Consider the following 17,078-nt stretch of genomic DNA (forward strand, 5'->3'; position numbering starts at 1 on the left):
CTCATGACGGACGTCTTCGTTTGCTGAGCAAGGGCAGGTACGGCTCGTGGGGGGTGTGGGCGCGCATGCGGTGCGCGTACGTCATCACGCACATCGCCCCACGCCTCCCTGGCCGCTGCCGAGGGAGCCGCTGCCTACGCGGCCGCCCTCCTTCGCGAAGGTGGAGTAGATATCGGCAAGCATGATCAGAAGTCCCACCCTTCCTCATCAGCCTGGATGGTGGTCTCGGCGGTCGAGGCGAAGGATTCGCCGACCATGCCGGCCGCCAGGGTCGTGCCGTCCGCCGGGTCGATCAGCAGGAAGGACCCGGTGCGGCGCGAGTCGGCGTACGTGTCGAGCGCGAGCGGCTCGGCGGTACGGACGACGACTCGGCCGATGTCGTTGGCCACCAGCTGCCCGGGGTTCGGGTGCTGGGACAGGTCGTCCAGGGTCAGCCGCGAGGGAATCTCCTTGACGATTGCCTTCACCGTGCGCGTCGTGTGCTTGATCAGCACCCGGGCACCCACGGCGAGGGGCTGGTCCGCCACGTGGCAGACCGTCGCCACGACGTCCTGCGTGGTGGCGGGGGAGCTCGACGACGGCGCGATCAGGTCGCCGCGCGAGATGTCGATGTCGTCCTTCAGACGCAGGGTCACCGACTGCGGGGCCCACGCGATGTCGACGCTCTCGCCGAGCGCGTCGATGCCCTCGATGACCGAGGTGCGGCCCGACGGCAGGACGGTGACGGCCTCGCCGACCCGCAGCACGCCGGAGGCGATCTGGCCCGCGTAGCCCCGGTAGTCCGGGTGCTCGGCGGTCTGCGGACGGATCACGTACTGCACCGGGAAACGCGCCGGGCAGGCGGTGAGGTCGTGGCTGACCGGGACGGTCTCCAGGTGCTCCAGCACCGTGGGGCCGCCGTACCAGTCCATGTTCGCGGAGGGCTCGACCACGTTGTCGCCGGCCAGGGCGGAGATCGGGATCGCGGTGATCTCCGGGACGCCGAGGCCCGTGGCGTACGCGGTGAACTCCTCGGCGATCTTCGCGAAGACGGCCTCCTCGTAGCCCACCAGGTCCATCTTGTTGACGGCGAGGACCACGTGCGGGACCCGCAGGAGGGCCGCGACGGCGGCGTGCCGGCGGGTCTGCTCGATCACGCCGTTGCGGGCGTCGACCAGCACCACGGCCAGGTCGGCGGTGGAGGCGCCGGTGACCATGTTCCGGGTGTACTGCACGTGCCCGGGGGTGTCGGCCAGGATGAACCGGCGGCGGGCGGTCGCGAAGTAGCGGTAGGCCACGTCGATGGTGATGCCCTGCTCCCGCTCGGCCCGCAGGCCGTCGGTGAGCAGCGCCAGGTCGGGAACGTCCTGACCGCGGCTGGCCGAGACCCGCTCCACGGCTTCCAGCTGGTCCGTGAGGACCGACTTGGAGTCGTGCAGGAGGCGGCCGACCAGGGTGGACTTGCCGTCGTCGACGGAGCCCGCGGTCGCGAAGCGCAGCAGCGTGGTCGCCGAGAGATCGGCGAACTGCTCGGTGGTGGAGGTCATTTCTAGAAGTACCCTTCGCGCTTGCGGTCTTCCATCGCGGCCTCGGACAGCTTGTCGTCGGCGCGGGTCGCGCCCCGCTCGGTGAGCCGGGAGGCGGCGATTTCGGTGATCACGGCGTCCAGCGTGGTGGCGTCGGAGTCGACGGCACCGGTGCAGGACATGTCACCGACGGTGCGGTAGCGGATCAGACGGGTCTCGGTGGTCTCGTCGCCCTTGGCGCCGCCCCACTCGCCGGCCGTCAGCCACATGCCGTTGCGCTTGAAGACCTCGCGCTCGTGGGCGAAGTAGATCTCCGGCAGTTCGATCTTCTCGCGGGCGATGTACTGCCACACGTCCAGCTCGGTCCAGTTGGACAGCGGGAAGACGCGCACGTGCTCGCCCGGCGCGTGGCGGCCGTTGTAGAGCTGCCACAGCTCGGGGCGCTGGCGGCGCGGGTCCCACTGGGAGAACTCGTCGCGCAGGGAGAAGACGCGCTCCTTGGCGCGGGCCTTCTCCTCGTCGCGGCGGCCGCCGCCGAAGACGGCGTCGAACTTCAGCTGCTGGATCGCCTCCGTGAGGGGGACGGTCTGCAGCGGGTTGCGGACGCCGTCGGGGCGCTCGCGGAGCTTGCCGGCGTCGATGTACTCCTGGACGGAGGCCACGTGCAGGCGCAGGCCGTGCTTGGCGACCGCGCGGTCACGGTAGTCCAGGACCTCGGGGAAGTTGTGGCCGGTGTCCACGTGCAGCAGGGTGAACGGCACCGGCGCGGGCGCGAACGCCTTCAGCGCCAGGTGCAGCATGACGATGGAGTCCTTGCCGCCGGAGAAGAGGATCACCGGCTTCTCGAACTCGCCCGCCACCTCGCGGAAGATGTGCACGGCCTCCGATTCGAGGGCGTCGAGGTGCGACAGCGCGTAGGGCGCGTCCGTCCCTTCGTGGACGTGTGCGACGGTGGCGGTCATGCCAGACCCCTCTCGGTGAGCAGTGCGTGCAGGGCCGAAGCCGACTCCTGTACGGACTGCGTGTGCGACTCGATACGGAGGTCCGGGGACTCCGGGGCCTCGTACGGGTCGTCGACCCCGGTCAGACCGGAGATCTCGCCCGCCGCCTGCTTGGCGTACAGGCCCTTCACGTCTCGCTCGGAGCAGACCTCGACCGGGGTGGCCACGTGGACCTCCAGGTACGAGGTGCCCTCGGCGGCGTGCCGCTTGCGGACGGCCTCACGGCTGTCCGCGAACGGCGCGATCACCGGGACGAGCGCCTTGACGCCGTTGGACGCGAGGAGTTCGGCGACGAAGCCGATCCGCTGCACGTTGGTGTGGCGGTCCTCGCGGCTGAAGCCGAGACCGGCGGAGAGGAACTCGCGGATCTCGTCGCCGTCGAGGACCTCCACGCGGTGGCCCTCGGCGCGCAGCCGGTCGGCCAGCGCGTAGGCGATGGTGGTCTTGCCCGCGCTCGGCAGCCCGGTCAGCCACACGGTGGCGCCCTGGTCGCTCACGCTCATCTGGTTCGTCTCCGTCGGTTCTGTACGTGCGTCGGTCTTGCCGGTGGTCGTCATCAGCCGTGCAGTCCGCACTCGGTCTTGCCGCGCCCGGCCCAGCGGCCGGCTCGGGCGTCCTCGCCCTCCGCCACCCGGCGGGTGCAGGGGGCGCAGCCGACGGAGGCGTAACCGTCCATCAGCAGCGGGTTGGTGAGCACCCCGTGCTCCAGGACGTACGCGTCCACGTCGTCCTGCGTCCAGCGGGCGATCGGCGAGACCTTGACCTTCTGCCGCTTCTCGTCCCAGCCGACCACCGGGGTGTTCGCCCGGGTCGGGGACTCGTCGCGGCGCAGGCCCGTCGCCCAGGCGTCGTACGCGGTCAGGCCCTCTTCGAGCGGCTTGACCTTGCGCAGTGCGCAGCACAGGTCGGGGTCGCGGTCGTGCAGCTTCGGGCCGTACTCGGCGTCCTGCTCGGCGACGCTCTGGCGCGGGGTGAGCGTGATGACGTTGACGTCCATCACGGCCTCGACCGCGTCACGGGTGCCGTTGGTCTCCTCGAAGTGGTAGCCCGTGTCGAGGAAGACCACGTCCACGCCGGGGAAGGCGCGGGAGGCGAGGTGGGCGACGACCGCGTCCTCCATGGAGGAGGTCACGGCGAACTTCTTGCCGAAGGTCTCGGCCGCCCAGGTGAGGATCTCCAGCGGGGAGGCGTCCTCGAGGTCCCGGCCCGCCTGCTCGGCCAGCGCCTTGAGGCCGCCGGTCTTGAACTCGCCCGCCTTGAGATCTGCGTCCTGAATCGTGGTCATATCTCGTCCCCTCCAGCGTCATTGGACTGAACACCCCGGGCCAGCAGCCCGAGGTACTTCAGCTGGAAGGCTCGATTGCAGGCCCTGCATTCCCAGGCGCCGTGACCCGTTTCGTTCGGGAACAGGTCCTCGTCGCCGCAGTACGGGCAGTAGAACGGTGCGGCGCGCTCGCTCACACTGTGCTCCTCGTGTCGTTCACTGCGTTCACGACAAGTCCTCGTCCTTGGCACGCGTGACCCAGGCCGCGAAGCGCTCGCCGTCCTCGCGCTGGTCCTCGAAGCGCGAGACGACCCGCTCGACGTAGTCCGGCAGACCGGCCGAGGTGACCTTGAGGCCGCGGACCTTGCGGCCGAATCCGGCCTCCAGTCCGAGCGCGCCGCCCAGGTGGACCTGGTAGCCCTCGACCTGGTTGCCCTCGTCGTCCAGGACCAGCTGGCCCTTGAGACCGATGTCCGCCACCTGGATACGGGCGCAGGCGTTCGGGCAGCCGTTGATGTTGATGGTGAGCGGCTCGGCGAACTCCGGCAGGCGGCGCTCCAGTTCGTCGATCAGCGAGGCGCCGCGCGCCTTCGTCTCGACGATGGCCAGCTTGCAGAACTCGATGCCGGTGCAGGCCATCGTGCCGCGGCGGAACGGGGACGGGTTGACCCGCAGGTCGAGCGCCTCCAGGGCCGCGACGACCGAGTCGACCTGGCCCGCCTCGATGTCGAGCACGATCATCTTCTGCTCGGCGGTGGTGCGCAGCCGGCCGGAACCGTGCTGCTCGGCGACGGCGGCGATCTTCGTCAGGGTGGCGCCGTCGACGCGGCCCACGCGGGGCGCGAAGCCGACGTAGAACTTGCCGTCCTGCTGCTGGTGCACGCCGACGTGGTCGCGCCACTGGCCGCTGGGCTGCTCGGGCGCGGGGCCGTCGGTCAGCTTGCGCTTCAGGTACTCGTCTTCGAGGACCTGGCGGAACTTGGCCGGGCCCCAGTCGGCGACGAGGAACTTCAGGCGGGCGCGGGTGCGCAGCCGGCGGTAGCCGTAGTCGCGGAAGATCGAGATGACGCCCTCGTAGATGTCCGGGACCTCGTCGAGCGAGACCCAGGTGCCCAGGCGCACACCCAGCTTCGGGTTGGTGGAGAGGCCGCCGCCGACCCAGACGTCGAAGCCCGGGCCGTGCTCGGGGTGGTTCACGCCCACGAAGGCGATGTCGTTGATCTCGTGCGCCACGTCGAGCAGCGGCGAGCCGGAGATCGCGGACTTGAACTTGCGGGGGAGGTTCGAGAAGTCGGGGTTGCCCACGATGCGGGCGTAGATCTCGTCGATGGCGGGGGTGCCGTCGATGATCTCGTCCAGCGCGATGCCGGCGACGGGCGAGCCCAGGATCACGCGGGGGGTGTCACCGCAGGCCTCGGTGGTCGAGAGGCCGACGGCCTCCAAACGGCGCCAGATCTCCGGGACGTCCTCGATGCGGATCCAGTGGTACTGCACGTTCTGCCGGTCCGTGAGGTCGGCGGTGCCGCGGGCGAACTCCTCGGAGATCTCGCCGATGACGCGCAGCTGCTCGGTGGTCAGCCGGCCGCCGTCGATGCGGACGCGCAGCATGAAGTACTTGTCGTCCAGCTCCTCCGGCTCCAGGATCGCGGTCTTGCCGCCGTCGATCCCGGGCTTGCGCTGGGTGTAGAGGCCCCACCAGCGCATACGGCCGCGCAGGTCGTTGGGGTCGATCGAGTCGAAGCCCGCCTTGGAGTAGATGTTCTCGATGCGCGCCCGCACATTGAGACCGTCGTCGTCCTTCTTGAACTGCTCGTTGCCGTTGAGGGGCGTGTGGTGTCCGACGGCCCACTGGCCCTCACCGCGGTGACGGCCGGTCTTGCGGCGCGCGGCGGCGGCGGGTGCGGCGGCTGCGGTCGTATCGGGGGTGGCGGCCATGGCGGTACGTCCTTCTTCGGCGGCTCGAGGCAGGGGCAGGGGGAGCGGCGGCGTGACCCCTGGCGCGCGTGGAGCGGATGTGGCTGTTTCGCCGCCCTTTTGGGGCGACGACCGGCCTACAGGGGACTGCGGTGGTGACGAGGGCGGGCGGTGTGTTCGCGTCCGCGGCGACGTCGGTGCGGGGCGCTGTCGCGGCGGTGCTGTGCGTCAGCGCGCCGGACAGATGGCGCTGGACATGCGGCCGAGGTCGACGTGCCGCCGACTCACCAAGGCAATTCCAGCTCCGTTCATGGGGGGAAGCGTGGCATGGGGCGATTGGAGGAGTCCACTACTGTCCACAATCCGGACGAACTCGTCTCGCATCGCAAGATCCCGGTGACGAGGGTCACCTCAGGGGCCCCCGGAGCCCCACCTGTTCCGCTGCGCGGGCTCTTGTCCCCTACCCGCCCTTCCACCGTTCCCGCCTCAGACGCCGGCGAGGCTGAAAGATCGCCTCAAACGCCGGCGGGGCTGGATATTCCAGCCCCGCCGGCGTTTGAGGCGCGGCTACGCGCCGGGCCAGGGGCCGGGGGTCGGGGCCGGCACCTTCTCCTCGGTCTCCTCCTTGAAGACCTTGAAGCCGCGCCGCTGGTAGTTCGCCATCGCCGTCGGCCCGTCCTCACTGCACGTGTGCAGCCAGACGCGCCGCGTCGGGGCCAGCTCCGGCCAGCGCTCGGCCAGGGACCAGGCCCGCTCGATGCCCACGGTCAGCAGGTGGCCGCCGATGCGCCGCCCCCGGAAGTCGGGGATCAGGCCGAAGTACATGATCTCCACCACACCGTCGGGCTGCGGGTCGAGTTCCACGTACCCCGCCGGGGTGCCCCGGTCGTACGCCACCCACGTCTCCACGCCGGGACGGCCCAGCTGCTCCACCCACTGCGCGCGGGTCAGCGACAGCCGGTCCGTCCAGTGGATGTCGCCGCCCACCGAGGCGTAGAGGAACCGGCTGAACTCGGGGGACGGGACCTCCGACCGGACGATCCGGATCTCCGGGCCCGGCACGGCCGCCGCGACCAGGTCGGACGGTGAGGTCATTTCCAGGGACCAGGTGGTCAGTGTGATGGTGCTCATGCACGTCAGGGAATCATGCCGGTCCCGGTCAGGCCCAGCCGGGCGCTGATCACCGCCGGCGCCGTGGAGTGCGGCAGCAGCGCGGCCGGGTTCGCGGGGCGGATCAGCTCCACCTCCACGTCGTGCGCGAAGCGGTACGGGCGGTGGGCCAGCACGCCGCCCAGGTTGCGGCGCACCCGGGAGATCTCCGCGCGGACCGTCACCGTGCGCGTCGGGTCCCCGAACAGTTCCTGCGCGAGCTCCGCCGCCGAGCGCCCCCGGGGGGACTCCGCCAGCAGGAACAGCAGCTCCGCGTGGCGCGGGCTCAGCTCCTGCGACCAGCTCCCGGCGGCCCCGTAGACGGTGACCCGCCACGCCCCCGGCCGGCTGAGGTCGAGGACGACGCGGGCGGCCGCCCCGGCGCCGGTACGGGCCTCCGTGACGTTCACCAGCCAGCCGCCCGGCAGCGGCTCCACCAGGCAGTCGCCGAGCTGCGGCACCCACACCCGGCCGGGCCCGAAGGACTTCGGCAGCGGGATCCGCTCCGTCGGCGCGAGCCCCGTGACGGCCGCCGTCCACCCGTTGCCGTCCACGGCCAGCGCCCGCCCCGGCATCCGGGCCAGCAGCGGGGCGGCCACCGACCGCAGCCGCTCCAGCGACTCCAGGTGCCGCACCCGCAGCTCCCGCTCCGCGAGCCGGGCCACCGAGCTCACCCACGCCAGGGTCGCCGGGTGCATGGTGGCCAGCGGCCCGCTGACGTCGAGGACCCCGAGCAGCGAGCCGTCGCGCGGGTCCCGTACGGGGGCTCCGGCACAGGTCCAGTCGTGGTGGCTGGAGACGAAGTGCTCCGCGGAGAACACCTGGACCGGTCTGCGGGCCACCAGGGCGGTGCCCACCCCGTTGGTGCCGACCACCGACTCGTCCCAGTGGGCGCCCACCCCGAAGCCGAGCCGGTCCGCGTTGCGCAGGATCGAGGAGTGGCCCTCCCGCCACAGCAGCCGCCCGTCGGCGTCGGCGACGACCATGATGTGCAGGGCCTCGTCCAGCGAGGGCAGCAGCCCTTCGCGCAGGACGGGCAGCAGCTCCCGTAGCGGAGAGGTCTGGCGCCGCTCCTCGGTCTCGGCGGCCGACAGCATCCGCGAACGGCTGTCGCGGTCCGGGTGGACCCCGCCCGCCATCATCCGGCGCCAGGACTCGGCGATCTCCGGGCGCGGCGCGGCCGGCGGCCGGTCCCCGGCGAGCGCGGCCGCCCGTACCCCCTTGAGCAGACGCGCGGCCTGCCGCGCGTCCATGGCCGAGATGCGTGCCGCATCGACCGCGCTGCCTGTGGTGTGGGCCACCGGAACCTCCCCGTGCGGAACATACGTACGACGGCACCCGCCCGGTCGGCCGTCCGGTGCGCGCACCCTTCCAGGGGGCGGACCGGTACGCCCGAAGGGCGGTTCCGAGTCAAAGGTTGCAACGTCTTGCAACTCTCGCCAAGTCCCGGTCGGCCGAACGAAACTGTACGGACGTCGCCGAGCGACGTGACAGCTCCTTCCTCGGGGCTTATCGGATCAGGGGTGGTGCCGAGTCGGCGCGGCGCCATCCCTGATCCAGGTCAACGGGCCCGGATACCGCCCACAGTGCTTTTCGGAGGGTTGGGGCCCTCCGCATCAGCCTGGCTTCCGGAGGGTTGGGGCCCTCCGTCAGCCCGCGATCCGGGCCCGTTCCACCACTGAGCCCAGATCCAGACTGTGCGGCAGCGTGCCGAAGGCCGCGCCCCAGTCGCCGCCCAGGCGCGAGGCGCAGAAGGCGTCGGCCACCTCCGGCGGAGCCCAGCGCACCAGCAGGGATCCCTGCAGCACCAAGGCCATCCGCTCCACGACCCGCCGGGCGCGCGCCTCGATGCCCTCCAGGTCCGCGAGCTCGGTCAGCAGGTTCTTGATGGCCGAATCCAGCCGGTGGTCGGCGCCGCGCGCCAGACCGACCTCCTGGAGGAAGGCGTTCAGCGCCTGCGGCTCGCGTTGGAGGGCGCGCAGCACGTCGAGGGCCTGGACGTTGCCCGATCCCTCCCAGATGGAGTTCAGCGGGGACTCGCGCAGCAGCCGGGGCATCCCGGACTCCTCGACGTAGCCGTTGCCGCCCAGACACTCCAGCGCCTCCGCCACCATCGGCGTACAGCGCTTGGTCACCCAGTACTTCGCGGCGGGCACCGCGATGCGCAGGAAGGCCCGCTCCTGCTCGTTGCCGGTGCTCTGGACCGCGTCGTACGCGGCCGCGAGGCGGAGCGTGAGGGTGGTGGCCGCCTCCGACTCCAGGGCGAGGTCGGCGAGCACGTTGCGCATCAGCGGCTGGTCGATGAGCGGTGCTCCGAAAGCAGAGCGGTGCTCCGTATGGTGAGCGGCCTGCGTCAGCGCCTGCCGCATCAACGAGGCCGAACCGATCACGCAGTCCAGCCGGGTCGCCGCGACCATCTCGATGATGGTCCGCACCCCCCGGCCCTCCTCGCCCACCCGCCGCGCCCACGTCCCGTCGAACTCCACCTCGCTCGACGCGTTCGACCGGTTGCCCAGCTTGTCCTTCAGCCGCTGGATCGCGAAGACGTTCCGCGTCCCGTCCGGCAGCACCCGCGGCACCAGGAAGCAGGTCAGCCCGCCCGGCGCCTGCGCCAGTACGAGGAACCCGTCGCACATCGGCGCCGAACAGAACCACTTGTGCCCCGTCAGCAGGTACTCGCCCGAGGCGTCCAGCGGCACCGCCGCCGTCGTGTTCGCCCGGACGTCGCTGCCGCCCTGCTTCTCCGTCATGCCCATCCCGAAGAGCACCCCGGCCTTCTGCCCGGCCGGCCGCAGGCCCTCCTCGTACACGTGCGAGGTCAGCCGCGGCTCCCATTCGGCCGCCAGCTCCGGATCGGTCCGCAGCGCCGGTACCGCCGCGTGCGTCATCGAGACCGGGCACCCGTGCCCCGCCTCCGCCTGCGACCACACGAAGAACCCCGCCGCCCGCCGCAGATGCCCCGCCGGCCGCCCCCACGCATCGGTGAGCCCGGCCCCCACCGCCTGCCCGAGCAGCCGGTGCCACGAGGGATGGAACTCCACCTCGTCGATCCGGTTGCCGTAACGGTCGTGCGTCCGCAGCTTCGGCGGGTTCTCGTTCGCCTGCGTCCCCCAGTCCTGTGCCTGCCGGGACCCGGCCGCACGCCCGAGATCCGTGAGCTCTTCCCTTACCTCCGCCGCGAGTTCGGGAGCGGCGTCCGCGAGGTGCCGTTCCACCCCCTCGCTCAAGACCTGGTCGCTGCCGTAGACGTCGTGGCCCACGAGGGGCGGGGCCTGATTGCTCACTGTGTGGGTGGTGGCTGCCATGCCGATACCGTAAGGACGTGCAGCACGCGAAAGAAACACCTGAGCGGATTCCGGGACGCCTCCACCGGGCCCGCGCCCTCTACCGCAACGTCTCCAAGCGCAAGATGGCGTGGCTGCTGCTCAAAGACACCGTGAACTCGTGCATCGAGTACCGGATCCTCGGACTCGCCGCCGAGGCGGCCTTCTTCACCCTGCTCTCGCTGCCCCCGCTCTTCCTGGGGCTGCTGGGCCTCCTCGGCTACGTGGACGGCTGGTCGGGCGGTACGACCGTCGCGAGCATCGAGGAGAACATCCTGCGGGCGGTCGGCACCGTGCTCTCCGACCGGGGCGTCAACGACATCGCCAAACCGATGCTCGACGACGTCACCGGCCGAGGCCGGCCCGACCTCATCTCCCTCGGGTTCGCCTTCGCCCTCTGGTCGGGCTCGCGCGCCGTCAACGTCTTCATCGACACCATCACCGTCATGTACGGGCTCGACGGACACCGCGGCATCGTCAAGACCCGGCTGCTCGCCTTCGTCCTCTACATCGCCGCCCTGCTGATCGGCGCCATCGTGCTGCCGCTGATGGTGGTCGGCCCGGACGCGGTGGTGCGGCTGGTGCCCTGGAGCACCGAGGTGATCGCGGTCCTGTACTGGCCCGTCGTCACGCTGCTCTCCATCGCCTTCCTGACCACGCTCTACCACGTCTCCGTCCCGGTCCGCTCGCCCTGGATCGAGGACGTGCCCGGCGCGCTGGTCGCCCTGGCCATGTGGGTGCTCGGCTCGTTCCTGCTGCGGATCTACCTCACCAACACGGTGGAGGGCCCGACCATCTACGGATCGCTGGCCGCCCCCGTGGCGATCCTGCTGTGGATCGGCATCTCGGCCTTCGCCGTCCTCGTCGGGGCCGCCGTCAACGCCGCGATCGACCGGGTCTGGCCCTCGGTGGCCACCGCGGCGGCCCGCGAGGCGAACGAACGGGTCCGCGAGGCGGAGGCCGCCCAGCTCGTCGCCCGCGCCGCGGCCTGGCGGGCCCTGGCCGAGGGGGAGTCGGAGGACGACGAGGGCGACGAGGACGCGGGCATGCCCTCGGAGTTCCCGGAGCGCTGGTCGAAGTTCCTGCCCCCGGAGGACTACCACTCCCGCCTGCGCAAGCACTGACCGCCGCCGTAGCGTGGTGTCCGTGGCGGATCGCGCGGACGCCGTGCCCGGCGCGGGGCACGAGGAACGGTACGAGGCACAGTACGAGGAACGGTACGAGGAGCGGCCGTCCCGTACGGTCGCCGGAGCGGTGCTCTGGCGGGCCGGCGGGGCCGGCGCCGACCTGGTGCTGCCCGACGGGTGCATGGACCTGCTGTGGGTGGACGGGCGGCTCCTGGTGGCCGGACCCGACACCGTCGCGCACCCCGCCGGAGAGGTCCCGGGCTCCGGCTTCGCCGGGATCCGGCTGGCCCCCGGCACGGCGCCCGCGCTGCTCGGCGTACCGGCCCGCGAGCTGCGAGACCGGCGGGTCGAGCTGGCCGACCTGTGGCCCGCCGCCGAGGTGCGGCGCCGCACCGCGCTCGTGGCCGCGTACGGGGATCCCCGCGCGGGACTGGAGGAGCTGGCCCGGCTCCGCTCGGCCGACGGCGGCACCCCGGATCCCCTCGTCACGGAGGTGGCGGCCCGGCTGCGGGCCGGGCAGGGCGTGGCCGCCGTGGCGGGGGCGGTGGGCCTGGGGGAGCGGCAGCTGCACCGGCGCTCCCTCGACGCCTTCGGCTACGGGCCCCGGACCCTGGGGCGGATCCTGCGCCTCCAGCGGGCCCTCGCGCTGACCCGGCGCGGGCTGCCGCAGGCGGCTGTGGCGGCCGCCGCCGGGTACGCCGACCAGGCGCACTACACCCGCGAGGCGCGCGCCCTGGCGGGGACCACGCCGGGTGCCTACGCGGCGGGGCCGGGGGCCGCCGACGGTTCCGCCGGTGCGAAGAGGGAGATCCCGGAGCCGTCCGGATCGAGGACGACGGCGTAGCGCTGTCCCCAGAAGGCGTCCCAGGGCTTCAGGTGGCCCGTGTTTCCGGCCTCCGTCAGCTCCGCGTACAGCGAGTCCACCTCGGCGGGGGAGTCGCACAGGAAGGCGAGCCCCACCCGGCCGTCGCTCGTGGGGCGGGTCCAGGACGGGTCGAAGGAGCGGATGACCTCCTCCGTGTCCCAGCCGATCCGCTGCCCGCCCGGCAGGACGGCTTCGACGTGCGGCTGGGAGTCGGCCTCGGCGGGCACGTCGATGCCGAGGCGGCGGTAGAAGGCGAGCGATGCGGCCATGTCGGAGACGATGATGCCGATCATGTCGAGTCGGGGAGTCATGACCTCACCGTAGGCAGGCCCGGCCCGGCCGGTCTTGAACGAATCGGACACCGGCGGGCCGGGGTGAGGCCGGGCCCGTGGGAGGCCACCCGGGCCGGTCACCTGAATTCTCCCAGGAGGTCCCGGACTTCAGGCCGGGGAGCAATGGTCCTTGGGGTGGCGCCGCGGAGCGGCGGAGTTCTCAGCGTATCTGCTGTGACCTGTGGTTTTCTTCCGTTGTCAGTGGTGGTGGTTAGGTTGTTGGCCATGATGACAGCGCTGATCGCCGATGAGGGGTCCGGGCACGCCCGGTACACCTACCGGCTGCGTGTGTCGTCCACCGCCGGTGCCGCACTGGAAGGGGAGTGGGGGCGGTGCCGGTGGATCTGGAACGAGTCCGTGGCCAAGTCCCGCCAGGCCCACCAGCGGAACATGACGCGCCCCGACGGCGCCGACCAGAAGGCGTGTGGTCCGGCGCAGTTGGACAGGATGCTGACCGAGGCCCGCGCGGGGATGGCATGGCTGCGTGAAGGGGCGAGCGTTCCGCAGCAGCAGATCCATCCGGGACTTCGCCAAGTCCCGGGCGAAGGCGCAGAAGGACATCAAGGCGAAGCTGCCGGTCCGGCAGAGGGCCGGGATGCCCCGTCCGAAGAAGAAGCGCGAGGCGCTGCCCACGCTCAACTACACCCGGCGTGGGTTTCGGCTCAAGGACGGACGTCTGCACCTGGCGGGCGGGATCGTGCTGACGGTCGTGTGGTCTCGGGATCTTCCGGCTTATCCGTCCAGTGTGCGCGTGTACCGCGACAGTGTCGGGCACTGGTATTGCTCGTTCGTCGTCCCGGCCGAAGTCGAGCCGCTTCCCGCAACCGGCGCAGTGATCGGCATCGACTGGGGTGTGAAGGAGACCGCGACCACCACCTGCGACGACCACGACCTTCACCACGCCGAGCACGGCCGAAAGGCTGCCGCGAAGCTGGCGCACTACCAGCGGCAGATGGCCCGCCGCCGACAGCCCAGGGGCAAGGCCCAGACGAAGGGCTACCGGGCCGCGCAGAAACAGGCCGCCCGCCTGCACAAGAAGGTGGCCCGGCAGCGGCAGGACACCGCTCGCAAGTGGGCCAAGGTCGTGGTCCGCGACCACGACGCCCTCGCGGTCGAGGACTTCAAGCCGAAGTTCCTCGCCAAGTCCACCATGGCCAAGAAAGCCGCTGACGCCGCTGTCGGTGCCACGAAGGCGGCCCTGATCGAGATGGGCCGCAAGCACGGCCGGACCGTGCACCTGGTACACCCCGCGCACACTACGATGGACTGCGCGCACTGCGGAGCGAGAGCCAAGCACGCACTGCCGCTGGGAATGCGCACCTACACCTGCACCGCTTGCGGAACCGTGTTGTCCCGGGACAAGAATTCCGCACGCGTGATGCTCGTCAGGGCTGGTCTGTGCCCTGCTAGTGCTGATCGTGGAAGACCTGACCAGGCGCAGCCTGGCCAGGCAGCGTGAGCTAGGAATCCCCGCTCAACCCCGAAGGAGGCAATCCCCTCCCTTCAGGGAGGGGAGCAGTCAATCGGAGTCCTCCTCCTGGGGCAGGTGCCGGTAGACCGTGGCCCGGGAGACGCCGAGGGCGGCGGCGATCGCGGTGGCCCCGCTGCCCGCCGCGTGCATCCGGCGGGCGGCCTCGATCATGGCCGGGCTCATGGCGGCGGGCCGCCCGCGCCGTCCCCCCGGCACGGGCCGGGCCGGCCCGGCGGGGCCGTCCGGGCCGGCCGGGCCGTTCGGCCCCTGTGGTCCGTGCGGGCCGTCGAGCAGGCGCCGTACGCCGTCCAGGACGGCCTCGCGCAGGGCCGGGACGGGGGCGTCGGCGTCGGCGAAGAGCACCACCGGGTCGGCGAGCATCGCGACGGCCTGGGCGGCCCGCACCCGCTCCGCGAACCCGGGATTCGGCCCCGCGACCAGGAAATTGGCCCGGAGCATGGCGTCGCGCAGGCGGGCGAGGGCCGGGCCGGGGGTGGCCAGGGCCATGTCCTGGAGGTTCAGGCGGAGCAGGTGGCGGTGCTCCAGCCAGACGTCGAGCACCCCCTCGATGGCGGCCCACCGGGCCCGGTCCGCACCGGATGCCGCGGCGCGGGCCAGCGCGGCCCCCAGATCGCGGAGCATCGGCTCCACGAGGGCGCCGAGGATGTCGGCCTTGCCGGGGAAGTGGTAGAGCACCGCCGGCTTCGAGACGCCCACCCGTTCGGCGATCTCCCGCAGCGAGGTCTCGTGGAACCCGTGGACGCCGAACAACTCCGTGGAGACCCGCAGGATCCGCCGCCGGGTATCGGGAGCCGTCTCGTAAATCGTCTCAGAATCTGCGGTTCCGCTGGTCTCCATGAAGAACAGCTTAGTCTCCGTAACCGATTTGACCGGGGATTTCTTCGGTCCGCCCTGACCGGCGGTAAGTTCGAGACCTGGCTTGCGGCCGTCCGTAAAAGAAGTGGCGCGGGCCTGAGGGCGCTTGTTACGGTGGGGACGTTCCCGCCGAGACCGGTGCGGGACCGCTCGTCAGTACGTACGCAGGCCCGGAGGTGAGTTCATTGATGACTGTCATGGCGCAGGGCGTTGCCCGCACTCAGAAGACCATCAATGTCACTTCTGTGGTCTCCGGCTGACCTCTCACCTTTCTCGCGCCCGGTAGCGGCGCGCACCGCCGGGGCCACCCTGTGAAGGGTTTCCCTTGTCTCTCCCCGCTTTCTCCGCTTCTCCTTCCTCCATGCCCTCCGGGCTTCCGCACCCCCTGGCCCCCTACGGCTGGGACGAGGCGTGGGCGGCCGAGTTCGCCCCGCACGCGGATCAGGGCCTCCTGCCCGGCCGGGTCGTCCGGGTCGACCGCGGCCAGTGCGATGTCATGACGGCGGACGGCATCGTCCGCGCCGACACCGCCTTCGTCACCCCGCACGACCCGCTCAGGGTCATCTGCACCGGCGACTGGGCGGTGTTGGAGGCGCACGGCAACCCGCGCTACGTGAAGACGTACCTGCCGCGCCGGACCGCCTTTGTACGGTCCACCTCCTCCCAGCGGTCCGAGGGGCAGATCCTCGCCGCGAACGTCGACCACGCGATCATCGCGGTGTCACTGGCCGTCGAACTGGACCTCGGCCGCATCGAGCGGTTCCTCGCGCTCGCCTGGGAATCGGGGGCGCAGCCGCTCGTGGTCCTGACCAAGGCGGACCTGGTCCCGGACCCGGTCACCCTCGGACACCTCGTCGAGGACGTGGAGGCGACGGCCCCCGGGGTCGCGGTCCTCACGGTGTCCTCGATGACCGGGGAGGGCACGGACGTGCTCGCCGCGGTGGTCGGGGGCGGTACGAGCGTGCTCCTCGGGATCTCCGGCGCGGGCAAGTCCACGCTGGCCAACGCGCTGTTGGGGGAGGAAGTGATGGAGGTCCAGGCGGCGCGCGACGTCGACGGCAAGGGCCGCCACACCACCACGACGCGCAACCTGCTCGCGCTGCCGGGCGGCGGCGTGCTGATCGACACCCCCGGGCTGCGGGGCGTCGGGCTCTTCGACGCGGAGGCGGGCGTCGGGCAGGTCTTCTCGGAGATCGAGGAGTACGCGGAGCGGTGCCGCTTCCACGACTGCGCGCACGAGGCGGAGCCGGGGTGCGCGGTGCGGGCCGCGGTGGCCTCCGGGGAGCTGGCGGAGCGGCGGCTGGACAGCTACCGCAAGCTGCTGCGGGAGAACCAGCGGATCGTCGCGAAGACCGACGCGCGGCTCCGCCAGGAGATCAAGCGCGACTGGAGGCTCCGCTCGGCGGAGGGCCGCGCGAACTATTCCGCGAAGCGGACCGGTCGGGCCTGACCGCAGCCCGGACCGGGGCTGGGCCCCGCCCCACTCCGGGGTCGCGCCCCGGCCCGCTCCAGGGCCGCTCCAAGCCCCGGGGTCCGGGCCGACTCCCAGCCCCGGGTCCGGGCCGGTACTCCGCTCGGGCCCGGACCCGCCGCGGGGCTGGCCCACCACCCGGCCCCGGGGCGGGTGTGCCGCTGTGCGGGGCGAGGTCCATTACCCGCCCTCCGCTCCTTCCCCGGGCGCTGCCCGGACCCGTCCTGGGGCTCCGCCCCCCTGACAAACTCCAGCCCCTCCGCCGTTTGAGGAGGAGGGGTCCGGGGGCCGGCCCCCGCGCAGCGGACCGGGCGATGGGCGGTGAGGGGGCTAGTGCTGTGGCCGGAAGGTTTGCCGGGTCGCGGTGTCCGGTGCGGTGCATCGCAAGGCGGAGGACCGCGACTCGTACTGGACGTACCGTCGTGGTCCGACAACGCGGCGAGGTGCCGTGCCGGGCGCCGTGACACGGTGAACCTTTCCGGTCACAGCACTAGGTGGTGCGGAAAGCGGCGGTGTCCCCGTAACCGCCATCGTCGATCACGAGGGGGACCTCCAGGCCCCACGACCGTGTCTCGTCGATCATGTCCAGGGCCGGCAGCCGCCAGTTGACCGCCGCCGAGGCATGGTCGCCGGCCAGGTGGAGCGAGACCCCGGCCTGGCAGTTGGTGACTTTGCCCGCGGTGCCGGTGTACTGCGGTGCCACACAAGCCGAGGCATCGCCGTCTTTGAGGAACCCGGTTACCCCCACCGACGCTGCTGAACCTGACCAAGCCCTACTAG

15 protein-coding genes and 2 pseudogenes are annotated in these 17,078 nt (G+C 71.7%); 4 read left to right on the forward strand and 13 right to left on the reverse strand.

Annotated elements, in window-relative coordinates; translation table 11 throughout:
- Positions 1 to 185: 185 nt before the first annotated feature.
- From AC061S_RS21560 to AC061S_RS21605, 10 genes are all read right to left on the reverse strand, one after another.
- Positions 186 to 1,526 (reverse strand): sulfate adenylyltransferase subunit 1, encoded by a 1,341-nt coding sequence (locus tag AC061S_RS21560; protein ID WP_478687587.1) that lies wholly within the window; start codon positions 1,524 to 1,526, stop codon positions 186 to 188.
- Positions 1,527 to 1,528: 2 nt separating this feature from the next.
- Positions 1,529 to 2,467, reverse strand: coding sequence for a sulfate adenylyltransferase subunit CysD (cysD, locus tag AC061S_RS21565; protein WP_266903609.1), 939 nt, complete (start codon positions 2,465 to 2,467; stop codon positions 1,529 to 1,531).
- Positions 2,464 to 3,009, reverse strand: a complete 546-nt coding sequence (cysC, locus tag AC061S_RS21570) for an adenylyl-sulfate kinase (RefSeq protein WP_267752919.1) — start codon at positions 3,007 to 3,009, stop codon at positions 2,464 to 2,466. Before cysC ends, cysD begins: the two co-directional genes overlap by 4 nt.
- 53 nt (positions 3,010 to 3,062) lie before the next feature.
- On the reverse strand, positions 3,063 to 3,791 hold the full coding sequence (locus AC061S_RS21575) for a phosphoadenylyl-sulfate reductase (RefSeq protein WP_478687588.1): 729 nt from the start codon (positions 3,789 to 3,791) through the stop codon (positions 3,063 to 3,065).
- Positions 3,788 to 3,967, reverse strand: a complete 180-nt coding sequence (locus tag AC061S_RS21580) for a DpnI domain-containing protein (RefSeq protein WP_214956597.1) — start codon at positions 3,965 to 3,967, stop codon at positions 3,788 to 3,790. The genes AC061S_RS21575 and AC061S_RS21580 overlap by 4 nt, the downstream gene beginning before the upstream one ends.
- Before the next feature lie 28 nt (positions 3,968 to 3,995).
- On the reverse strand, positions 3,996 to 5,705 hold the full coding sequence (locus AC061S_RS21585) for a nitrite/sulfite reductase (protein ID WP_478687589.1): 1,710 nt from the start codon (positions 5,703 to 5,705) through the stop codon (positions 3,996 to 3,998).
- Between the two features lie 207 nt (positions 5,706 to 5,912).
- Positions 5,913 to 6,068 (reverse strand): putative leader peptide, encoded by a 156-nt coding sequence (locus AC061S_RS21590; protein ID WP_351382296.1) that lies wholly within the window; start codon positions 6,066 to 6,068, stop codon positions 5,913 to 5,915.
- A gap of 183 nt (positions 6,069 to 6,251) precedes the next feature.
- On the reverse strand, positions 6,252 to 6,815 hold the full coding sequence (locus AC061S_RS21595; RefSeq protein ID WP_478687590.1) for a GNAT family N-acetyltransferase: 564 nt from the start codon (positions 6,813 to 6,815) through the stop codon (positions 6,252 to 6,254).
- A 5-nt stretch (positions 6,816 to 6,820) separates the two neighbouring features.
- Positions 6,821 to 8,086, reverse strand: a complete 1,266-nt coding sequence (locus AC061S_RS21600) for a GAF domain-containing protein (protein WP_478687608.1) — start codon at positions 8,084 to 8,086, stop codon at positions 6,821 to 6,823.
- A 396-nt stretch (positions 8,087 to 8,482) separates the two neighbouring features.
- Entirely contained in the window at positions 8,483 to 10,138 is a 1,656-nt protein-coding gene (locus AC061S_RS21605; RefSeq protein ID WP_478687591.1) for an acyl-CoA dehydrogenase family protein, read from the reverse strand.
- A gap of 17 nt (positions 10,139 to 10,155) precedes the next feature.
- Here AC061S_RS21605 and AC061S_RS21610 point away from each other — a divergent pair, with 17 nt between their 5' ends.
- A complete protein-coding gene (locus tag AC061S_RS21610; protein WP_478687592.1) occupies positions 10,156 to 11,280 on the forward strand; it encodes a YihY/virulence factor BrkB family protein in 1,125 nt (374 codons plus the stop codon).
- A 43-nt stretch (positions 11,281 to 11,323) separates the two neighbouring features.
- Entirely contained in the window at positions 11,324 to 12,127 is an 804-nt protein-coding gene (locus AC061S_RS21615; RefSeq protein WP_478687609.1) for a helix-turn-helix domain-containing protein, read from the forward strand.
- Here the strand turns inward: AC061S_RS21615 and AC061S_RS21620 are convergent.
- Entirely contained in the window at positions 12,040 to 12,459 is a 420-nt protein-coding gene (locus tag AC061S_RS21620; RefSeq protein ID WP_478687593.1) for a VOC family protein, read from the reverse strand. The genes AC061S_RS21615 and AC061S_RS21620 overlap by 88 nt on opposite strands.
- A gap of 249 nt (positions 12,460 to 12,708) precedes the next feature.
- Here AC061S_RS21620 and AC061S_RS21625 point away from each other — a divergent pair.
- Positions 12,709 to 13,939: pseudogene (locus tag AC061S_RS21625) on the forward strand (RNA-guided endonuclease InsQ/TnpB family protein).
- A 60-nt stretch (positions 13,940 to 13,999) separates the two neighbouring features.
- Here AC061S_RS21625 and AC061S_RS21630 read toward each other — a convergent pair.
- On the reverse strand, positions 14,000 to 14,809 hold the full coding sequence (locus AC061S_RS21630; protein WP_478687594.1) for a TetR family transcriptional regulator: 810 nt from the start codon (positions 14,807 to 14,809) through the stop codon (positions 14,000 to 14,002).
- 379 nt (positions 14,810 to 15,188) lie between these two features.
- On the opposite strand from AC061S_RS21630, the gene rsgA reads away from it, so the two are divergent.
- Entirely contained in the window at positions 15,189 to 16,277 is a 1,089-nt protein-coding gene (gene rsgA / locus AC061S_RS21635; protein WP_478687595.1) for a ribosome small subunit-dependent GTPase A, read from the forward strand.
- A 520-nt stretch (positions 16,278 to 16,797) separates the two neighbouring features.
- Here the strand turns inward: rsgA and AC061S_RS21640 are convergent.
- Positions 16,798 to 17,037: pseudogene (locus AC061S_RS21640) on the reverse strand (transposase); the annotation flags it as partial.
- Positions 17,038 to 17,078 lie beyond the last annotated feature (41 nt).

Source organism: Streptomyces sp. CA189 (assembly GCF_056428985.1).